13 protein-coding genes and 1 pseudogene are annotated in these 15,444 nt (G+C 63.0%); 2 read left to right on the forward strand and 12 right to left on the reverse strand.

The annotated features are described in order from the left end of the window. Positions 1–45 precede the first annotated feature (45 nt). The gene (argP, locus tag ACR9ZC_RS10605; RefSeq protein WP_481580235.1) at positions 46–996 is read left to right on the forward strand and encodes an HTH-type transcriptional regulator ArgP; all 951 of its coding nucleotides are present in this window, start codon (positions 46–48) and stop codon (positions 994–996) included. Here argP and ACR9ZC_RS10610 read toward each other — a convergent pair. The 12 genes from ACR9ZC_RS10610 to ACR9ZC_RS10665 form a co-directional block, all read right to left on the reverse strand. After that, positions 993–2,243, reverse strand: a complete 1,251-nt coding sequence (locus ACR9ZC_RS10610; protein WP_481580236.1) for an SLC5/6 family protein — start codon at positions 2,241–2,243, stop codon at positions 993–995. The two genes, argP and ACR9ZC_RS10610, sit on opposite strands and share 4 nt — an antisense overlap. Next, the gene (locus ACR9ZC_RS10615) at positions 2,233–3,198 is read right to left on the reverse strand and encodes a fatty acid desaturase family protein (protein WP_481580237.1); all 966 of its coding nucleotides are present in this window, start codon (positions 3,196–3,198) and stop codon (positions 2,233–2,235) included. The genes ACR9ZC_RS10610 and ACR9ZC_RS10615 overlap by 11 nt, the downstream gene beginning before the upstream one ends. Positions 3,199–3,400: 202 nt before the next feature. Beyond that, positions 3,401–3,829, reverse strand: coding sequence for an ACT domain-containing protein (locus tag ACR9ZC_RS10620; RefSeq protein ID WP_481580238.1), 429 nt, complete (start codon positions 3,827–3,829; stop codon positions 3,401–3,403). 41 nt (positions 3,830–3,870) lie between these two features. Further along, positions 3,871–4,407, reverse strand: coding sequence for an NADPH-dependent FMN reductase (locus ACR9ZC_RS10625; RefSeq protein ID WP_481580239.1), 537 nt, complete (start codon positions 4,405–4,407; stop codon positions 3,871–3,873). Between the two features lie 43 nt (positions 4,408–4,450). Next, positions 4,451–5,752: a homoserine dehydrogenase gene (locus tag ACR9ZC_RS10630; protein ID WP_481580240.1), complete on the reverse strand. Its 1,302-nt coding sequence runs from the start codon at positions 5,750–5,752 to the stop codon at positions 4,451–4,453. Then, complete coding sequence (locus ACR9ZC_RS10635) at positions 5,749–6,606, reverse strand: transporter substrate-binding domain-containing protein (RefSeq protein WP_481580241.1); 858 nt, start codon at positions 6,604–6,606, stop codon at positions 5,749–5,751. The genes ACR9ZC_RS10630 and ACR9ZC_RS10635 overlap by 4 nt, the downstream gene beginning before the upstream one ends. Then, a complete protein-coding gene (locus ACR9ZC_RS10640; RefSeq protein ID WP_481580242.1) occupies positions 6,584–7,366 on the reverse strand; it encodes a thioesterase II family protein in 783 nt (260 codons plus the stop codon). Before ACR9ZC_RS10640 ends, ACR9ZC_RS10635 begins: the two co-directional genes overlap by 23 nt. Beyond that, positions 7,353–7,934, reverse strand: coding sequence for a gamma carbonic anhydrase family protein (locus tag ACR9ZC_RS10645; RefSeq protein WP_481580243.1), 582 nt, complete (start codon positions 7,932–7,934; stop codon positions 7,353–7,355). Before ACR9ZC_RS10645 ends, ACR9ZC_RS10640 begins: the two co-directional genes overlap by 14 nt. Continuing rightward, positions 7,931–9,091 carry a MupA/Atu3671 family FMN-dependent luciferase-like monooxygenase gene (locus ACR9ZC_RS10650; protein ID WP_481580244.1) on the reverse strand — a complete coding sequence of 387 codons (1,161 nt, stop codon included), beginning with the start codon at positions 9,089–9,091 and terminating at the stop codon, positions 7,931–7,933. Before ACR9ZC_RS10650 ends, ACR9ZC_RS10645 begins: the two co-directional genes overlap by 4 nt. Next, positions 9,084–12,104, reverse strand: a complete 3,021-nt coding sequence (locus ACR9ZC_RS10655; RefSeq protein WP_481580245.1) for a type I polyketide synthase — start codon at positions 12,102–12,104, stop codon at positions 9,084–9,086. Before ACR9ZC_RS10655 ends, ACR9ZC_RS10650 begins: the two co-directional genes overlap by 8 nt. Before the next feature lie 3 nt (positions 12,105–12,107). Beyond that, positions 12,108–13,994: a non-ribosomal peptide synthetase gene (locus tag ACR9ZC_RS10660; RefSeq protein ID WP_481580246.1), complete on the reverse strand. Its 1,887-nt coding sequence runs from the start codon at positions 13,992–13,994 to the stop codon at positions 12,108–12,110. Between the two features lie 15 nt (positions 13,995–14,009). Beyond that, on the reverse strand, positions 14,010–14,642 hold the full coding sequence (locus tag ACR9ZC_RS10665) for a LysE family transporter (RefSeq protein WP_481580247.1): 633 nt from the start codon (positions 14,640–14,642) through the stop codon (positions 14,010–14,012). Between the two features lie 586 nt (positions 14,643–15,228). Between ACR9ZC_RS10665 and ACR9ZC_RS10670 the strand changes: the two are divergent. Continuing rightward, positions 15,229–15,360 (forward strand): annotated as a pseudogene (locus ACR9ZC_RS10670) (ATP-binding protein); the annotation flags it as partial. Between the last annotated feature and the right edge of the window lie 84 nt (positions 15,361–15,444).

The raw sequence follows: 15,444 nt of genomic DNA on the forward strand, positions 1-15,444 counted from the left end.
AGTGCACCGCTAAAAACCCCATAAAAATGCTCACGAGGGTGCACTATGCTTGATCGGTTTCAACTTGAGGCGTTTGCGACGGTAACCGAAAACGGGAGTTTCGAGCAGGCCGCCAATGCGCTCCACATTACCCGTGGCGCCGTATCGCAGCGCATCAAGGCCCTGGAAGAAGCGCTTTCCACCGTGCTGCTGGTGCGCGAGAGACCCGCACTACCGACGGCTGCCGGCGAAGTCGTGCTGCGGCACGTGAAAGCCTTGCGCCTGCTCGAGCATGATGTCTACGTCAGCCTCAAGCTGCGCACCTCACGGAATGAGCGCACGCCGATCGCGATTGCCGTCAATTCGGATTCCCTCGCAACGTGGTTCGACAGGTGCTCGGAAGCGCTTGTTCGACAACTGCCGGTGGCGCTTGAAATCAACGTCGACGATCAGGATCATACGCGGCACATGCTGACGCGAGGAGATGTCACGGGGTGCATCTCCACCGAAAGCCAGCCTTCGCAGGGTTTCAACGCGATTGCGCTGGGCTCGATGATGTACCGGTGCGCTGCCGCGCCCGCGTTCGCGCAGCACTATTTTCCACGCGGGTTGACACCGCATGACGCGAAATCGGCGCCGGCGGTGCTCTTCAATCGCAAGGACTCCCTTCACGACACCTTCCTGAAATCGAAGTTTGGTGTCGAACTGAAACAGTTTCCTCGCCATTACTTTCCATCGCCGAGCGCGCTGCTCAATGCGATTCGCAGCGGCAATGGATACGGTCTCATTCCCGCCCAGCAGGCGGAAGAACTGCTGGCTTCGGGCCAGCTCGTCGATCTCGCGCCGCAGGAGGGACTCTGCATTCCACTCTTTTGGCACCACTGGCAACAAGAGCCGCCTCTGGCGCGGCAAGTCACTGAGTTCGTCGTGGAGTTCGCGCGGACCGCGCTGGCTCCGGACGGGCGGCAATGCGGGGCTGCTGGCGACGCCAGGGAGGCCAGCGCCGCGTCGAGCTAGCTTGCGCTGCCAGGCTCGCGCACCCGGTGGATTTCCAATGCGAGGACCGACGCAAGTATTCCGGCGCCCAGGAACGTCATTTCAACGTGTCCGCTGACGAAACCCATCCATTTCGTGGCATAAAGCGCGCTCGATACCGCGAAGCCTGCCAGCAAAGAGCGCTGAGCGGCGAGCGCCGGCACATCGATCTTCAGCAACTGGTATGCGAATAGCGGCGCAATGCTGGCAATGTAGACGATGTTCAGATCGACCATCGTTTCGACGATCGCCTGCCCACGCGTCGCGACCACACCCCCGAGCAGGACGAGGGCGATCGATACTCGAAGCCTTGCATGGGCACGCGGCGCGGCCGAAAGTGCAAGGACGGCGTCGGTCATGGCGCGAACGATAGCGGCGCCGGAGCCGAGCGCCGCGGCGAGCAGCGTCAGCAGCATCGCTGCGCCGGCGCCGTGGCCCAGGCGATCCGACATGTGGGCGAGGACCAGCGGAATCGCTTCTTTCGCGTTGACCGTGTGGGCGACGAGACCTGCGTTCATCGCGGCAAGGACTGCAGCCGCCGGCAGCGCGCCTACGATCATCAGTGCGACGGCGGCGAGCGCACATCCGAGCCGGGCATCGGCACGATTGGACGCCGCGATGATGAATTGCTGGTAGTCGGCTCCCGTCAGGACGAGAAAGACGACCGCGATCGTCATGGTCGCGACCTGTGCGCTGCCAACGCGAGGTAAGTCGGCGGCAAAGCGCGGGAGCGCATGCAGATAAGTATCGAGTCCGCGCAGGTCGATGACTGCGACCAGCAGCACGACACTGCTCGCCAGCAGACACAAGGAGAACACCTTCGACGCGAGTCCGAGGCGCAGGTGCGCCGCGATGACGATGAGCGTCAGCACGATTGGCAACGACAGCGGGTGCGAGACGCTCGTCAGCGAGAGTGTCGTCGCTGCCCCTTGGATCTGCGCGGCGAGCACGCCCGTCATCCAGATCATCGAGAGCAAGGCGACATACCGCTTGACGGCGGGGCCATAGCTTCGTCCGAAGACATCCCATAGCGGCATGCCCAATTGCCAGACGCGGCTTGCCAGCAATGCGAGAAGCAGCATGCCTATTGCGGTGAGCCACGGATAGAGGCAGCCGGCCATGCCATACGACACCGCGAGCTCTCCCGAGCCGAACAGGAAGCCGATGCCATAGCTCGCCGAAACCAGCAATGCCGCAACTTGCAGCGGCCCAAGGCGTTCATCGCGCATTGCCAGGCCCCGCACTTTGCGCGAGGCGCACAACGGCGCCGCGTCCCCAAAAATACGCTGTGCATACGATGCTGCGCGAACGGTAGCTCGGCAACTGCGACACTGCTTGCCACGCAGCGGGCAGCCGGTAATACGGCACCGAGGGCATCAGATGGTGCGTGAGATGATAGCCGTTGTTGTGTGGGTGAACGAGCCAGCGCCAGGGGCGACGAACAACGATGTCTCGCGTGAACGAATAGATGCCGCCCGGATGCAGGCCGTAGTGATCGCACATCTCGCGCAACACCGTGATGGCGTGAAAGCCCGTCGCTTTTGCCAGATACCATGACGCGACGAATACCTCGGCGTACCGAACGCCGGCGATCGACGCGAGCAAGCTCCACACCGCTATCCACCATGCGACCAGCATCAGGCGCCGTATTGCGCTGACATTGCGGTCGATCACGTGACCGAACAGAGAGGCGAGCCAGCTTCTCCGGGATAACAGCAGCCGGCAGTAGGTTCCCGGCCAATCGGGAAAACGGACCGTGCCCGGGCCGATGTAGTCGGGATCGTGTGCCGGCATCCCCAGCATTGCGTGGTGACGGGCATGCGTGGCGCGATAGCGTTCCAGATCGATCAGCAACGCCGGTGCAAGCAACGTCTTGGCCACGAAGTCGTTGCATCGGGGCGCTCGATAGAGATTTCGATGTCCCGCTTCATGCAGCAGGTTGCCGAGCGCGCGTTGTCGGTTCGCAATCACGGCAAGTGCGGGCAACGCGGCGGCCGCGCCGAAGCGGCAAACGAACGCTGTAGCGAGCATGATGAGTGCCCAGTCGAATGCAATGTCGAACGCAGGCCGCACCGGGTCGATATCGCCGCGAGCCATCGCGTTCGAGCCGCGTTCCGCGAACTCTTTGTGAACCAGAGTTGCATCCGCCGATACGAAAGCCGGGCCTAACGTCTGAAAAGTCATCGCAACGCCGTTGATCAGAAAGATTGCATCGAAGGTCGCGGCACGCTTGCATCGCGCCCGCATGACCTGCCGCGCGGCATTCTATCTGGATGCTCTTGGCGCAAATCGTGGTTTAGAAATTTTCGCGGACCGACAGTCTGGCTCATCGCGGCGAGCGCCCGCGCCATGCTGATGATGCTCAACTGGCGAGCATGCCTGGACTTCAGTCGTCGGCAGCAAGGGTAGAGGGAAATGAAGGATGGGTGGCGAGGGATCGCAACACTTGCAGCGCTTGTACAGCCTGATCCACCGGAACAAAGATGTGATCGTGGTAGTAGGCAGATACGGCGTTGCAGGGAATCCCGGCGCGGGCTAGCGCAGTGCAAACCGTGGCGAGAAAGCCCACGGCGGCGAGATCGGAGTGGATCTCGAGCGTGATCAATCGCGATTCGAAGGACCAGGACAATCCCAGCGCTTCGGCTAACGTCTTTTCGACGATCGCGGTGAGGCCTTCGGCTTCGCGGAACAGGCAGATAGCCTCGACCCCATCCGGCAGGCGATGATCCGGGAAAGCGCAAAAGACGTAACGCGGCGACGTCAGCGTGGGGGCCATGTCGCGCAGCAAGACCGCGAGATTACGCTCTGGGCTCACGCTGAACTTCCTCGCTTCGGATTACTGGCGGCGCAATACTATCACGCGTGTCCGATCTGTCGCAGCAGACCGGCAGCGACGCAATCGGCTTGCGCGAGCAACTCGTGCGACCAGCGGCCGCTCGTCGCATCCCTGTCCTGCGGGCAGACGGCCAACTGCTCCACGATGGCCGGGACGTGTAGCGAGCGCAGCACATGACGCATGGCTGCCAGTGTGGCCATGCCGCCGCGCGGGCTGCCAGAAGCCGCAACCAGCGCGGCGGGCTTGCCTGCGACGAGCGGGCTATCGAGGTGATCGAGAAGATTCTTCAGCCCCGCACTGAAGCTGCCGTGATATTCCGGGCTTCCGATTGCAAACGCGCTGGCGGAGTCGACCACTTGGCGCCATGCATGCAGATCGGCAGCTCCGCCATTGCCGAGTCCATAAATAGGCAGATCGAAAGTGCCCACGCACACGCGCCTTGTCGGGTGACCGGACCGCTGAAATCGTTCTTCGAGCAGATGCAAAGCCCGGCTCGTCTGCCCTTCCGAGCGCGGGCTGCCGCAAACGACGAGGATCATGATCCGAGTCCAGCCCATCGCAGTCTCGTGGCAGCCATGTTTGGGCTCGAGCCTCCTCCCGTCAACATCCGCAATCCTCCAGGACGGGAAGCACCACCACGGGGTGATCGCGGCCGGCCGCGCGCTGGAGTTGAGGCAGCGTACTGCGCAGCCGATCCTCGGAAACAGGGTGAGTAATGACGACCAGATCCGTTAGCTCGCCCTGCGCGGCATCCTGAAGCAGCGAATGCGCCGAGATGCTCGCAGTGGCGAGCACGCGGCTCACCTCGGCTAGCGCGCCCGCGCGGTCGTCGAGGCGAAGCCGAATGTAAAACGCTTCCATGCACTGCGGCGTACCGTGGGCTAGCGCCGCCGCGGGCGCGGCGTCGCGAAAGCCCATGTTATAGGCACCGGTGGCGGTGTCGGAGTCGCTGCCATTGGCTAGTTCCAGCAGATCGGCGAGAACGGCGCTGGACGTCTCTTTGCCCCCCGCGCCCGATCCATACAGAAACGCCGAGCCGAGCAGGTCGCCCCGTAACGCGATGCCGTTCATCGAGCTACCCACCTGGGCCAGCATGGAACGGTCCGGCACCAGGGTTGGCTGCACGCGGATTGCCATGTCATCGCCGACAAGCTTCGCCTGCGCGATGAGCTTCACTTGATGCCCGAGTCGCTTCGCGTATCCTATGTCTTCGCGCTCGATGTCTGCGATCCCTTTGAAACGGACTCGCTCGAAGTCGATGGGCACGCCGAACGCAAGCGACGCCAGCAGTGTGATCTTGTGAGCTGCATCCTCGCCGTTGATGTCGAGCGTGGGATCAGCTTCGGCATAACCCCGGCGCTGTGCTTCGGCAAGTGCACTGGAGAAATCCGCGCCGTGCTCGCTCATCTGCGAGAGCACGTAGTTGGAGGTGCCGTTGAGGATGCCCACCACCGATGAAATCCGGTTTGCCGCCGCCGCTTCGCGCAGCGTCTTGATGATGGGTATCGACACGGCAACAGCGCCTTCGAATAGCACACGGCGCCCGGCGCGCGCGGCATGGGCCATGATTTCAGCGCCGTGATGGGCCAGCAGCGCCTTGTTGGCGGTGATGACATGTTTGCCGTGGGCAAGCGCGCGCAGCACCAGTTCGCGTCCGAGCGGCACGTTGCCGGTCAGCTCGATCACCACGTCGACCTGCGGGTCGTCGACGAGAGCGTGCGGATCGTTGCCGATCTGACAGCCGGCCGGTGCGCGGCCGTGCGCCCGCGATGGCGTGCGAGTGGCGATGCGGACGAACTCGATGGGCGCGCGCGCCTTGGCAAGAATGAGATCCTGATTGGCCAGGAAGCTCTCCATGGTGGCGGCCGCAACATTGCCGAAGCCGAGAATGCCTACTTTCATGTACTTCCTCGAGGATGACGAGTGGGGGGTATCTGAAGCGATCCGGCGGCCGATTCTGGACCTGGCCGGGTCAGGTGAGGCAGTTGGCGCTCGAAGTCCAGGCCCAGGCTGAATCCGAGACCGGGCAGCGGACGATCGAACCAGCGAGCGTAGCGACGGGCGAAATCCGGCGCTTGCAGCACGGCACCCAGTGCGTGGTTCACTGCCTCGTGGAACGCGTGATCGGCGTGCCGCATCATGAAGCCGTAGTGCTCGCTGCCGAGACGCTGCCCTGCGAGCACGAGTCCGCCTTGATGAGCGCGTGGCATGAGACCGGCGAGGATGACCTCATCGGCCACGATGCCGTCGATCTCGTCGTCCTCGACAAACGCGTCGAATGCTTCGCCAATGCTCGGGCGGCCCACGAAGTGCGGCGTGCATCGGCCACCGCTGGCGTCGAGCAGTGCGCGATGGCTAGTCGAACCGGTGATGCCCGTGACGCGAATCGTGTGCGGGCTCGAGAGCGAACGTCTTGCCTTGAGCGCCAAGCGATGCGCGGTATGAAAGATGGGGCGGCTGAACGCAACATGGCGTTGGCGTGCCTCGGTAATCGTGGTCGAGCCGCACTCGATGTCGATCTCGCCGCTGATCAGTCGAGCCGTGCGCGTACTGGACGTGACCTCGACAGGCAGCATGCGCAACGGTGCGCCCAACCGCGAGGCGAGCGCGTCGGTCACCTCGGTTGCCAGCGCGACGGAATAACCGATCGGCCATTGCTCCCGCGTCGCATACGAAAACGGCGGAGTATGCCGCTGAAAACCGATGCGAATCTCGCCGCGCATGCGCAAGCGGTCAAGCGTTGGAAGCGAGCACATGTCGGCAATCCTCGTCGAGAAGTCGGCGTAGCAAGGCAAGGGTGGACGCGGGCCGCGCGCACAGTTCGAGGTGCCCGCCCGGCAGCGTGTGAAGCGTGAATCGTCCGGTGATTGCGGCCTGCCAGCGCAGCATGTCCTGCGGGCACACCAGCTTGTCCGCTTCCCAAGCGAGGCCGTCCACGATCAGAGGTAGCGGTCTTGGAAGCGGGTGTTGGAATTCGCGTCGCATCCATGCGATGTCGGCGTCCAGCGTCGCGCAGAGGATGGCCTGCATTTCCGGATCGTCCAATGCGGCAGGCCACGGCTCGCCGAGGCTCGCATACCAGGCGGGAAGATGGCCGCGACGCCAGGAACGGACCGCCGCCGGCAGCCCGGGCGCTTGAGCGGAAACGATCAACCGGCAATGCCGGCCGTGGCGTTGCCAAAGGGCGGCCGCCACCCACCACGCGAGGGTGCCTCCCATGCTATGTCCGAAAAGGACGAGATCCCGATGCCCGGTGCGATCGAGAGCTCTCGCAATCTCGTCCGAGAGTGCCGGTAAGGTATCGTCGAGCCGTTCCGCGTGGCGGTCTTCCCGGCCCTTCAACTGCACGCGCGCGAGATCCGCGTAAAGCTTGTCTTCGACAGGCCAGCCCGCGAAGGTCGATGCGCCCGCTCCGGCAGGGTGGAAGCAGACAAGGAGGCGGGAGCGCGCGCTATCGTGTGCATTCGCGCTTATGCGCAGGAGCGGGCGATGCCGCATGCCGTTATGCACGCTCATGACCGTACGTCGCCGGCACGCCGAAACACGCCTCGATCTCGTGGGGCTTTAAGCGATGCAGATCGCGACGATAAGCGTCGGCCAGCGCTTTGTATTCCCTTGCCGTGTCCCGCAGCCCTTCGATGTCGCTGGCATCGAGCGTCATCAGTACGCGAGCCGGATTGCCGGAAATCAGGCTGTTGTCGGCAAACTCGGGACCGGCGCCCAGTTGCGAACCCGCCGTGACGAGACTGCATGAACCGACCTTCGACCCGTTCAGCAGAATCGCGCCGATGCCGATCACGGAGTGCGCCCCGACGTAGCAGCCGTGCAGCATCACGCCGTGTCCGATAGTCACGTTTTCTTCGAGTGTGAGCGGATAGCCGGGGTCGGCATGGAGCATCGCATGCTCCTGGATATTGCTGTTCGCGCCAATGGCGATACGGGCCTTGTCGCCGCGAATGGTGACGCCTGGCCAGATGCTGGCACCCGGCCCTATGTCGACATCGCCGATGATGACCGCGTCCTCGAAAACATAGGCGTCGGGGTGGATCCGGGGGCGCAGCCCCTGAAATGCGAAGAGCTTCATTTTTTTCGATGTCCGAGCAGTCGGGACAGCAAGCGCAGGCTGTCGAGCACATGAGCTTTGTCGAGGCCGAAGTCCACGAGGCACGCCACTTCGTCGACTCCGATATGGCGGAAGTTTTCGAGCCGCGTCTGTGCTTCCAAGAGGTCGCCGATCAACGAACTCGTGTCCACATAACGCGAGAAGACCATCTCGATGAAGTCGTCGCGATCGTTACCCAGGCTCTGGAGCGTTCGCACCTTGTCGCTGGCACCGGCCCGATCGGCGCTCTGATGCTGCGAAACGAATGACTTCAGATACTCGGTCAACGCGGGGCGGACTCGCTCGATAGCACGAGGCGCATCGGTATCGACATAGGTGTGCAGCATCAAGGAAACGACGCCCGCGTCCGGGTCCCATCCCGCGGCTTGGCGGGCCGCACGATAGATTGCGATGCGGCGCTCCAGCTCTTTGGGGCCGAAATTGATCAGCGCAGTCAGTACGTTGAAGCCGCTGCGACCGGCGAACTCCCACGCTTGCTCGCGCTGCGATGTGGTCAGCCAGATCGGCAACTCCGGCTGGACTGGCCGTGGATAAGTGACGATCGCATGAGGCTGGTCGAACGCATCGAGGCGCTCGATGGATTGACCTCGCCACGCCGTGCGCAACTGCTCTCGATAATCATTGAGGATGTCGAACTTATTGTGAAAGTTTGCCGGCTTGAGCACGAAATCTCGCACGTGCCAACCGGGCGCGATCGCGATGTCGACACGACCGTTCGACAACTGGTCGACGACAGCCCACTCCTCCGCCACGCGTAGCGGGTCATGCAGCGGCAGATTGATGCTGCCGGCTCGCAGGCGCACGCGCTGTGTCGCGGTAGCCAGCGCCGCGGCGAGCAGTGCGGGATTCGGATAAGCCCCCCCAACCTCGGTGAAATGCCGCTCGGGGGTCCAGATCGCGTTGAAGCCCGCTTCGTCCGCGAAGCGGGCAACATCGATCAGAAGCTCGTAAGGGCCGAGGCCGGGCGTGAGTCCGGAAAAGAAGATGATGCCCAGCTCGGGCAGGGCAGTGCGCGCTGGGGCCTCGCTCTCGACTCTGTCCAGGGCGACCCCAACGCGCTCGAGCCTGGCGGTCAGACGAGCGACCTGGTCGCGGGACAGCGAAGCGGATTCAGACATTGGCAGGCTCCTCGAGCAATTGGCGGGCTATCTCGCGCGAGATAGCGGCAATCGAGCTGCGCTCATAGAAGCTGCGCAAGGCAATGTCCACTTGGAACGTTTCCCGTAGCCGATTGACCAGTTGGATAGCCAGCAAGGAGTTGCCACCGAGCTCGAAGAAGCTGAGTGCCGTACTCATTTCCGTGCCGCCGAGGAATGTCCGATAGATGTCGGCGACCGGGCCCTCCACGGGATTGGACTCGCTCGCATCGACTGTTTGATTGGCAGCCGGCACGCCGGTCGCGTCGGCGCCATCGGTTGCGGCGGGAATAGCCTCGGAGGACGCGACGCAAGACGGACGGACCGACTCCGATTCGACAGGCACGGCTTGGCGGCGCGGCTGGAAACCGATCACGGGACGCACCCAATGGGTATCTCGTGCGAACGGATACACGGGCAACGAGATCTTGCGCCGGCCGTCCACATGGGCATCGATGTCGACGTCCGGCGCGAGCGTCCAGCCTAGCGCTACCGCTTCGAGGAAATGCGCGTATTCATGGTCCACGCTGGCGATCGCCGGCACGATGATGGCTTCTTGGGCCGCGCGCTCCCGCAGGTTGCCGCGGAGCAGATTGCCCATCGCATGACCATGTCCGATTTCGATGAAGTGACGCACGCCGAGATCGGCCAGCGTATCGACCGACGCGGCGAACTGAACCGTGCGGACAAGATGGTCGGACCAATACGCGGGGTTGCGGTACTCGTACTCGGTCAGCAGTCGGCCCGTAACGTTAGAGACGATGGGCATGCGTGCAGTGCCGAAGTCCACGTCGCGCAGATAATCGAGGAACATGCGTGCAGCAGGTGCCATCATGGGCGAGTGAAAGGCATGCGACGTGTTGAGCCGCTGATGTGCGAGGCCGCATGCCTGGGCCATCGCCTCGGCTGCTTCGATGTCCGCGAGCGACCCCGACAGCACGTATTGCCGGGGCGAATTGTGCGCCGCCAGCGCGAGTAGCCCCGCATCGAGCATCGGCCGGAACGGCTCCGGATGTTCCACGCTGAGCATTGCTCCCGCTACGCAGGCCGCCATGAGGCGAGCCCGCGCAGCGACGATGAGCCCCGCGGTCTCGAGATCGAAGACGCCGCTGACCGAGGCTGCTACCACTTCGCCGAGGCTGTGCCCCATGAGGTAGTCGGGCCGCACGCCGCTATCGATCAACGCTTGCGCGAGTGCGTACTCGACGGCAAAGATAAGCGGCTGGGCGATATCCGTAGGCAGAAGTTCAGCGTCGGACGTGGCCTCCCACAGACAGGCTCGGAGGCCGGTTTCGCCAGCCGGGTCCAGCGCATGCACTGCATGCTCCAGATGGTCCCGGTATACGGGCCAGTCGGCGGCCAGAGCCCGGCCCATGCCAAGCCGCTGTGTACCTTGTCCGCCAAACACGAACGCCAGCAGAGGCGGGCAGGCGTTGCGGTTGCGCGCAAAGTCGCGCGAGCGAAGCCGCGCGGCTGCCTCCAGGGCGTTTCGAGCGACCACGGCAGCTCTTACGGGCAGCTGCGGACGACACATCCGCGACGTGTAGGCCGCGTCTGCCAACGATGTCTCGGGTGCCGCCTCGAACTGATCGGCAAGCAATGCGGCCATACGATCGAGGGCCGCGTCCGATCTGGCCGAGAACGTGAAGAGTTGCGCGCGGGTGGCACTGACCGGTGCAGTCGGGGGCACGGCGGGCGCACTGCGCAGCACGAGGTGGCAATTGGTCCCGCCCATGCCGAACGCGCTCACCGCTGCATGACGGGTCTGGCTCATGTCCAGTTGAAGCTGACGGTCCGCGATGAAAAAGCGCGACCCGTCCAGTCCAAGTTGCGGATTCACGCGCTGCAGGTGCAACGTCGCGGGCACGATGCCGTTTTTCAGTACGAGGGCGGTCTTGATGAGGCCGATTACGCCGGCAGCGATGTTGAAATGGCCGAAGTGGCCCTTGAGCGAGCCGATCGCGCACGGCCTGCCCTCGAGCCCGTAGGCCTGACGGATGGCTTCGATCTCGATCGGGTCGCCGAGCCGGGTCCCGGTGCCGTGTGCCTCGATGAACTGCACATGGCCCGGCGATACGCCTGCCACTGCCAGTGCTTGCGCGAGCACTTCGCGCTGGCCGCTCACGCTGGGCGCCGTGAATCCCACCTTTTTCGCCCCGTCGTTGTTGATCGCCGATCCGCCGATGACGGCGACGATATCGTTGCCGTCTTCGACGGCATCGCCCAGCCGCTTCAATAAAACCAGGCCAAGGCCATTGGTAAAGACGGTGCCGCGAGCGTCGGCGTCGAACGGACGGCAAACGCCATCGGGCGACAGCACGCCGTCGGCCTGGTACTTGTAGCCGGCGTGCTGGGGCAGCCTGATGTGGACCGCACCCGCGATGGCCAGATCGCATTCGCCGAGCAATAGACTTTGCACGGCGCTATGGACCGCGACCAGGCCGGTGGAGCAGGACGTCTGGACGTTGACGCTCGGGCCTTGCAGATCCAGCTTGTATGAAATCCGGTTCGCGAGAAAATCCTTGTCGTTGCCGTGGCGGATCAGCATTTCGCCCAGCGCATCGACGAGTTCCGGCTGCTCCAGCACGCCGAACAAGTAGGAACTGAAGCTCGATCCCGCAAAAACGCCAATGCGCTTTCCTGCACGAGCCGGATCGATGTTGCCACGGTTGAGCAGGGTCACCGTGGCTTCCAGCATCATCCGCTGCTGCACGTCGAGCACGTCGGCCTCGCGTCCGCTCATCTCGAAGTAGGCTGCATCGAACTTGTCGACGTCGTCCAGAACGGCTGCTCGCTTGATGTAGTCTGGGTGCGATCGTAACTCTGGCGATACGCCGGCCTCGGCGAGCTGATCGTCGCTCAGCTCCTGAATCGTGCAGCGATCTTCCAGTAGGAGTTCCCAGAGCTTGTCGACGTTATCGGCACCGGGAACACGGCATTCCATCGCGACAATGGCGATGGCGTCTTCGTCATATTCGCAGTCAGAGAGGGTCATAGTTCAAGCCTGAGCGTCAGGATTCTGACGCTCGCTCCATTGAAATTGCGATTGCCGGGTGCGGCGATGGCGTGCACCCAGGGTTTGCGCGCGCACGGCGTGTACCGCGGTATGCGCTCGCGGCGCGGCCGCGGTACCAGGACTCGCATCGCCAGCCAGCATGGCGGCTTGCGACGCGAGGGTGGCGTGCTCGAAGAGCCGCACGATCGGAAGCCGGATCCGGAACGTCTCTTCGATGCGGGCGTGTAGTTCGACTATCGTCAACGATGTGCCGCCCGACTCGAAGAAGTTGCGATGCGGATGGACCGAGTCGGAACGCAGCACGGCTCTCCATAGCAACTCGAGCCGCTCTGTCGCCGTCGCGCCGCTCGTGCGAAGCGGCGCGGCCGCCGGCGGCGCCGCCGGCGGCGGCTCCGATACGAGACGGGACAACTCGGTCCGGTCGAGTTTGCCGTTGGGCAATCGGGGCAATGTGGCAAGCGTCAGTACGCGCGAAGGCACCATTGCGGCTGGCAGGGTTTGGCGAAGGTGACCCATCAGCGGCGCGATCACCTCCTGCGTGGCCTCGAGGACGGCCGCGAGGCTGCGCTGGTAGCCTGTTCCCGTCGTGCAGACAAAGACGTCGCGAACGCCTGGAAACGAGGCGATTGCGGACTTCACTTCCAGCAGTTCGATGCGCACGCCATTGATCTTGACCTGGTCGTCCAGACGGCCGCGGATTTCAATCTCTCCACTGGCGTTGCGCAGGCCCAGATCGCCCGTGCGATAGACGCTGCGGGGAGGTCCATCCGGCGGTTGAAAGTCTACGAACGGCGCACGCAGGCCAGCCTCATGCAGATAACCATGCGAATGCCAGCGCGTCTCGATGCAGATTTCGCCCACGACTCCGTCCGCGCAGGGGCGCAACTGCTCATCGAGGATGTGCGTTGTCGATCCGGGGATCGGATGGCCGACAGGCTGAACGCCATCGACCGGTTGCGAAGGCACGCGTTTGAAATGCTTCGCGAGCGTGGTTTCCGTCGGACCGTAGAGATTGACGACTTCGCACGATGGGAAGCGCGCTTGCCATCGCCGGACGAGCACGCCTTCCAGCGGTTCGCCGGCAAAGAAGGCCAGCCGCATCGTGGCGATTGGCGGACGCGCGGGCGCGCTGTTGACCCAGTGATTGGCAACCGATGGCACGACGTGCATGGCGGTGATGGCATGCGTCTCCAGAAAATCGAAGAGATCGCGCGCGCCAAGATGGCGATGGTCGGGAATGCACAGCGTTGCACCGTTGGCAAGCGGCGTGAAGGCGTCTCTTAGCCAGACGTCGAACGACAAGTTAGTCAGATGTGCGAAGCGATGTTGCGGGCCAATACCGAACTCGCAACCCTGCCACTGCACGAAGTGAGACATACCTTGATGACTGCCCAGAATCGCCTTGGGGTGCCCGGTAGAACCCGAGGTGAACGCGATATAGGCGTGGTCGATGTCGACGGGCGCGAAGCGGACCGGTGACGCCTGGGCCAGTTCCAGTTGCGTGGTCGCGCCGCAGCGTATCGTTGCGGCAGGCGGGACGCTGCCGAACATCAGGCGCTGGCGTTCCTCCGGCAAACCGTCATCGACGTTCATCAGCACGCAGCCGATCGACCAGACAGCTAAAGCGGCCACGATGGTCTCGACGCTTCGGTGACCCACGACCGCAACGACGCTGCTTGGCGCGACCTTCTCTGCCAAGCGTGATCGCATCGCGTCGATCCGTTGCGCGAGCTGGGCATAGTGCACGGCCTGCCCGAGTTCCTCAACGGCTACTCGATCGGCGTAACGCTCGCAGCTGAGGCGCACCAGCTCGTGCACCGCCGGCCCTGCACAAAGTTCAGGCGTGCGCGGATCGGAATGGCGTATCATGGACCGGCTCATGGCTCAGTGGACCACGCGCTGAAACGTCGCCAGCACGAGCGCTGCCAGCATGAACAACGAACCGAATGTCTTGTTCAGCATCGCAATGTGCTTTTCTGTTTTCAGGTAGACGAGCGCTTTCGAGGCGAGACCGGTATAGCCGGCCATCACCACGAGATCGGTGAATGCGAAGGTCAGCGCGATAGCGATGTACTGCGGTGTCAGCGGGGCGTTAGAGTCGATGAACTGCGGAATGACGGCCAGCATGAAGAGGTAACCCTTCGGGTTCACCGAGTTCAGTGCGATGCCTTTGCCGACGAGCTTGAGGACGCCGATCTTGGGCGTCTCGGTGCGCGCGACATCGATCGGCGCGCCCTTGGCGCGCCACTGGCCGAATCCGAGGTAAAAGAGGTAGGCGACGCCAGCCCACTTGATCACATTGAACGTTACGGGCGAGGCTTGAATTACCGCCCCCAGTCCAACCACTACCGCGAAAAATACCGACCAGAGGCCGAGTACCAGACCGACCACGCCGAAATACCCGCGTTTGAATCCATAGTTCAGCCCGTTGGTCATTGAGAATACGGAACCTGAACCCGGTGATAGCGAGAAGATCCAGGAGGCGAGAAAACAGGTAATCCAGGTATCGATGTTCATGGTGGCGATTTTCAAGAAATAGGCAACGCGATGATTCGGTCGAACGCAATGTCGCCTGCCGGACAGGCAGGATGGCGTCCGCGGGCGTCGCAACGTTCGTGGGAAAGAATTTGCCGAGGCCGGTCTTTGTCCAGGCCGCGAAGGGCGGTTTGCGGACTTGACTGCGTGGTCCGGCAGCTCAGACACCAATGCTATCAATGCAGTGATGCAATGAAGCGAGAATCAAAGACTTTAGTTGCCGGTGAATTTTTTTAAACATGCCACTTCAGTGCGATCTGCAATTTCGCATGCTTGGCAATTCGGGTAATTCGGTGGGTGTCGTGATCGAACATAGCTGGAGAGCCGCGGTGCTTCTTGCGAGTTATCACATGAGGATCACCGAAACAACCGTGGCCCACGTCTCGAGCGTGAGGCGTATAGGGAAGATTTCCCGGGTGTTGCACCGATCGGTCAGCTGAAGTTGTGCGCCGATCGATGCACGCCCGCTCTCAAAATCTGGGAAGGCCGGCCTGGCAGGAGCACATCGTCGCCGATTATTCGGATGCTGCTAACCGCGATGGCAAGACGCTATCGCTGTCAGTCGTCGGGCAACGCCACGCTAACAGCGGCCATGCTCGACCGCATCCTGCACCGCGCCCACATGATCCAGATCAAAGGAGACAGCTACCGACTTGAACAGCAACGCAAAGCCGGCCACGTGCCGGCATCGAAGAACTAACTACTGGCTCACTTTTACTTTGCGCGCTCACGCGCGAAGTGGCTCAGAATTCGAATAGGCTTGACACCCGTTAGGTTTGCGCTG

This window comes from Trinickia sp. HAY1-2D (genome assembly GCF_056754935.1).

Bases quoted from the DNA above. Each gene is read 5' to 3' on its own strand.
- argP (WP_481580235.1), top strand. From the start codon at position 46: ATGCTTGATCGGTTTCAACTTGAGGCGTTTGCGACGGTAACCGAAAAC.
- ACR9ZC_RS10610 (WP_481580236.1), bottom strand. From the start codon at position 2,243: ATGCGCGATGAACGCCTTGGGCCGCTGCAAGTTGCGGCATTGCTGGTT.
- ACR9ZC_RS10615 (WP_481580237.1), bottom strand. From the start codon at position 3,198: ATGACTTTTCAGACGTTAGGCCCGGCTTTCGTATCGGCGGATGCAACT.
- ACR9ZC_RS10625 (WP_481580239.1), bottom strand. From the start codon at position 4,407: ATGGGCTGGACTCGGATCATGATCCTCGTCGTTTGCGGCAGCCCGCGC.
- ACR9ZC_RS10630 (WP_481580240.1), bottom strand. From the start codon at position 5,752: ATGAAAGTAGGCATTCTCGGCTTCGGCAATGTTGCGGCCGCCACCATG.
- ACR9ZC_RS10635 (WP_481580241.1), bottom strand. From the start codon at position 6,606: ATGTGCTCGCTTCCAACGCTTGACCGCTTGCGCATGCGCGGCGAGATT.
- ACR9ZC_RS10640 (WP_481580242.1), bottom strand. From the start codon at position 7,366: ATGAGCGTGCATAACGGCATGCGGCATCGCCCGCTCCTGCGCATAAGC.
- ACR9ZC_RS10645 (WP_481580243.1), bottom strand. From the start codon at position 7,934: ATGAAGCTCTTCGCATTTCAGGGGCTGCGCCCCCGGATCCACCCCGAC.
- ACR9ZC_RS10650 (WP_481580244.1), bottom strand. From the start codon at position 9,091: ATGTCTGAATCCGCTTCGCTGTCCCGCGACCAGGTCGCTCGTCTGACC.
- ACR9ZC_RS10655 (WP_481580245.1), bottom strand. From the start codon at position 12,104: ATGACCCTCTCTGACTGCGAATATGACGAAGACGCCATCGCCATTGTC.
- ACR9ZC_RS10660 (WP_481580246.1), bottom strand. From the start codon at position 13,994: ATGATACGCCATTCCGATCCGCGCACGCCTGAACTTTGTGCAGGGCCG.
- ACR9ZC_RS10665 (WP_481580247.1), bottom strand. From the start codon at position 14,642: ATGAACATCGATACCTGGATTACCTGTTTTCTCGCCTCCTGGATCTTC.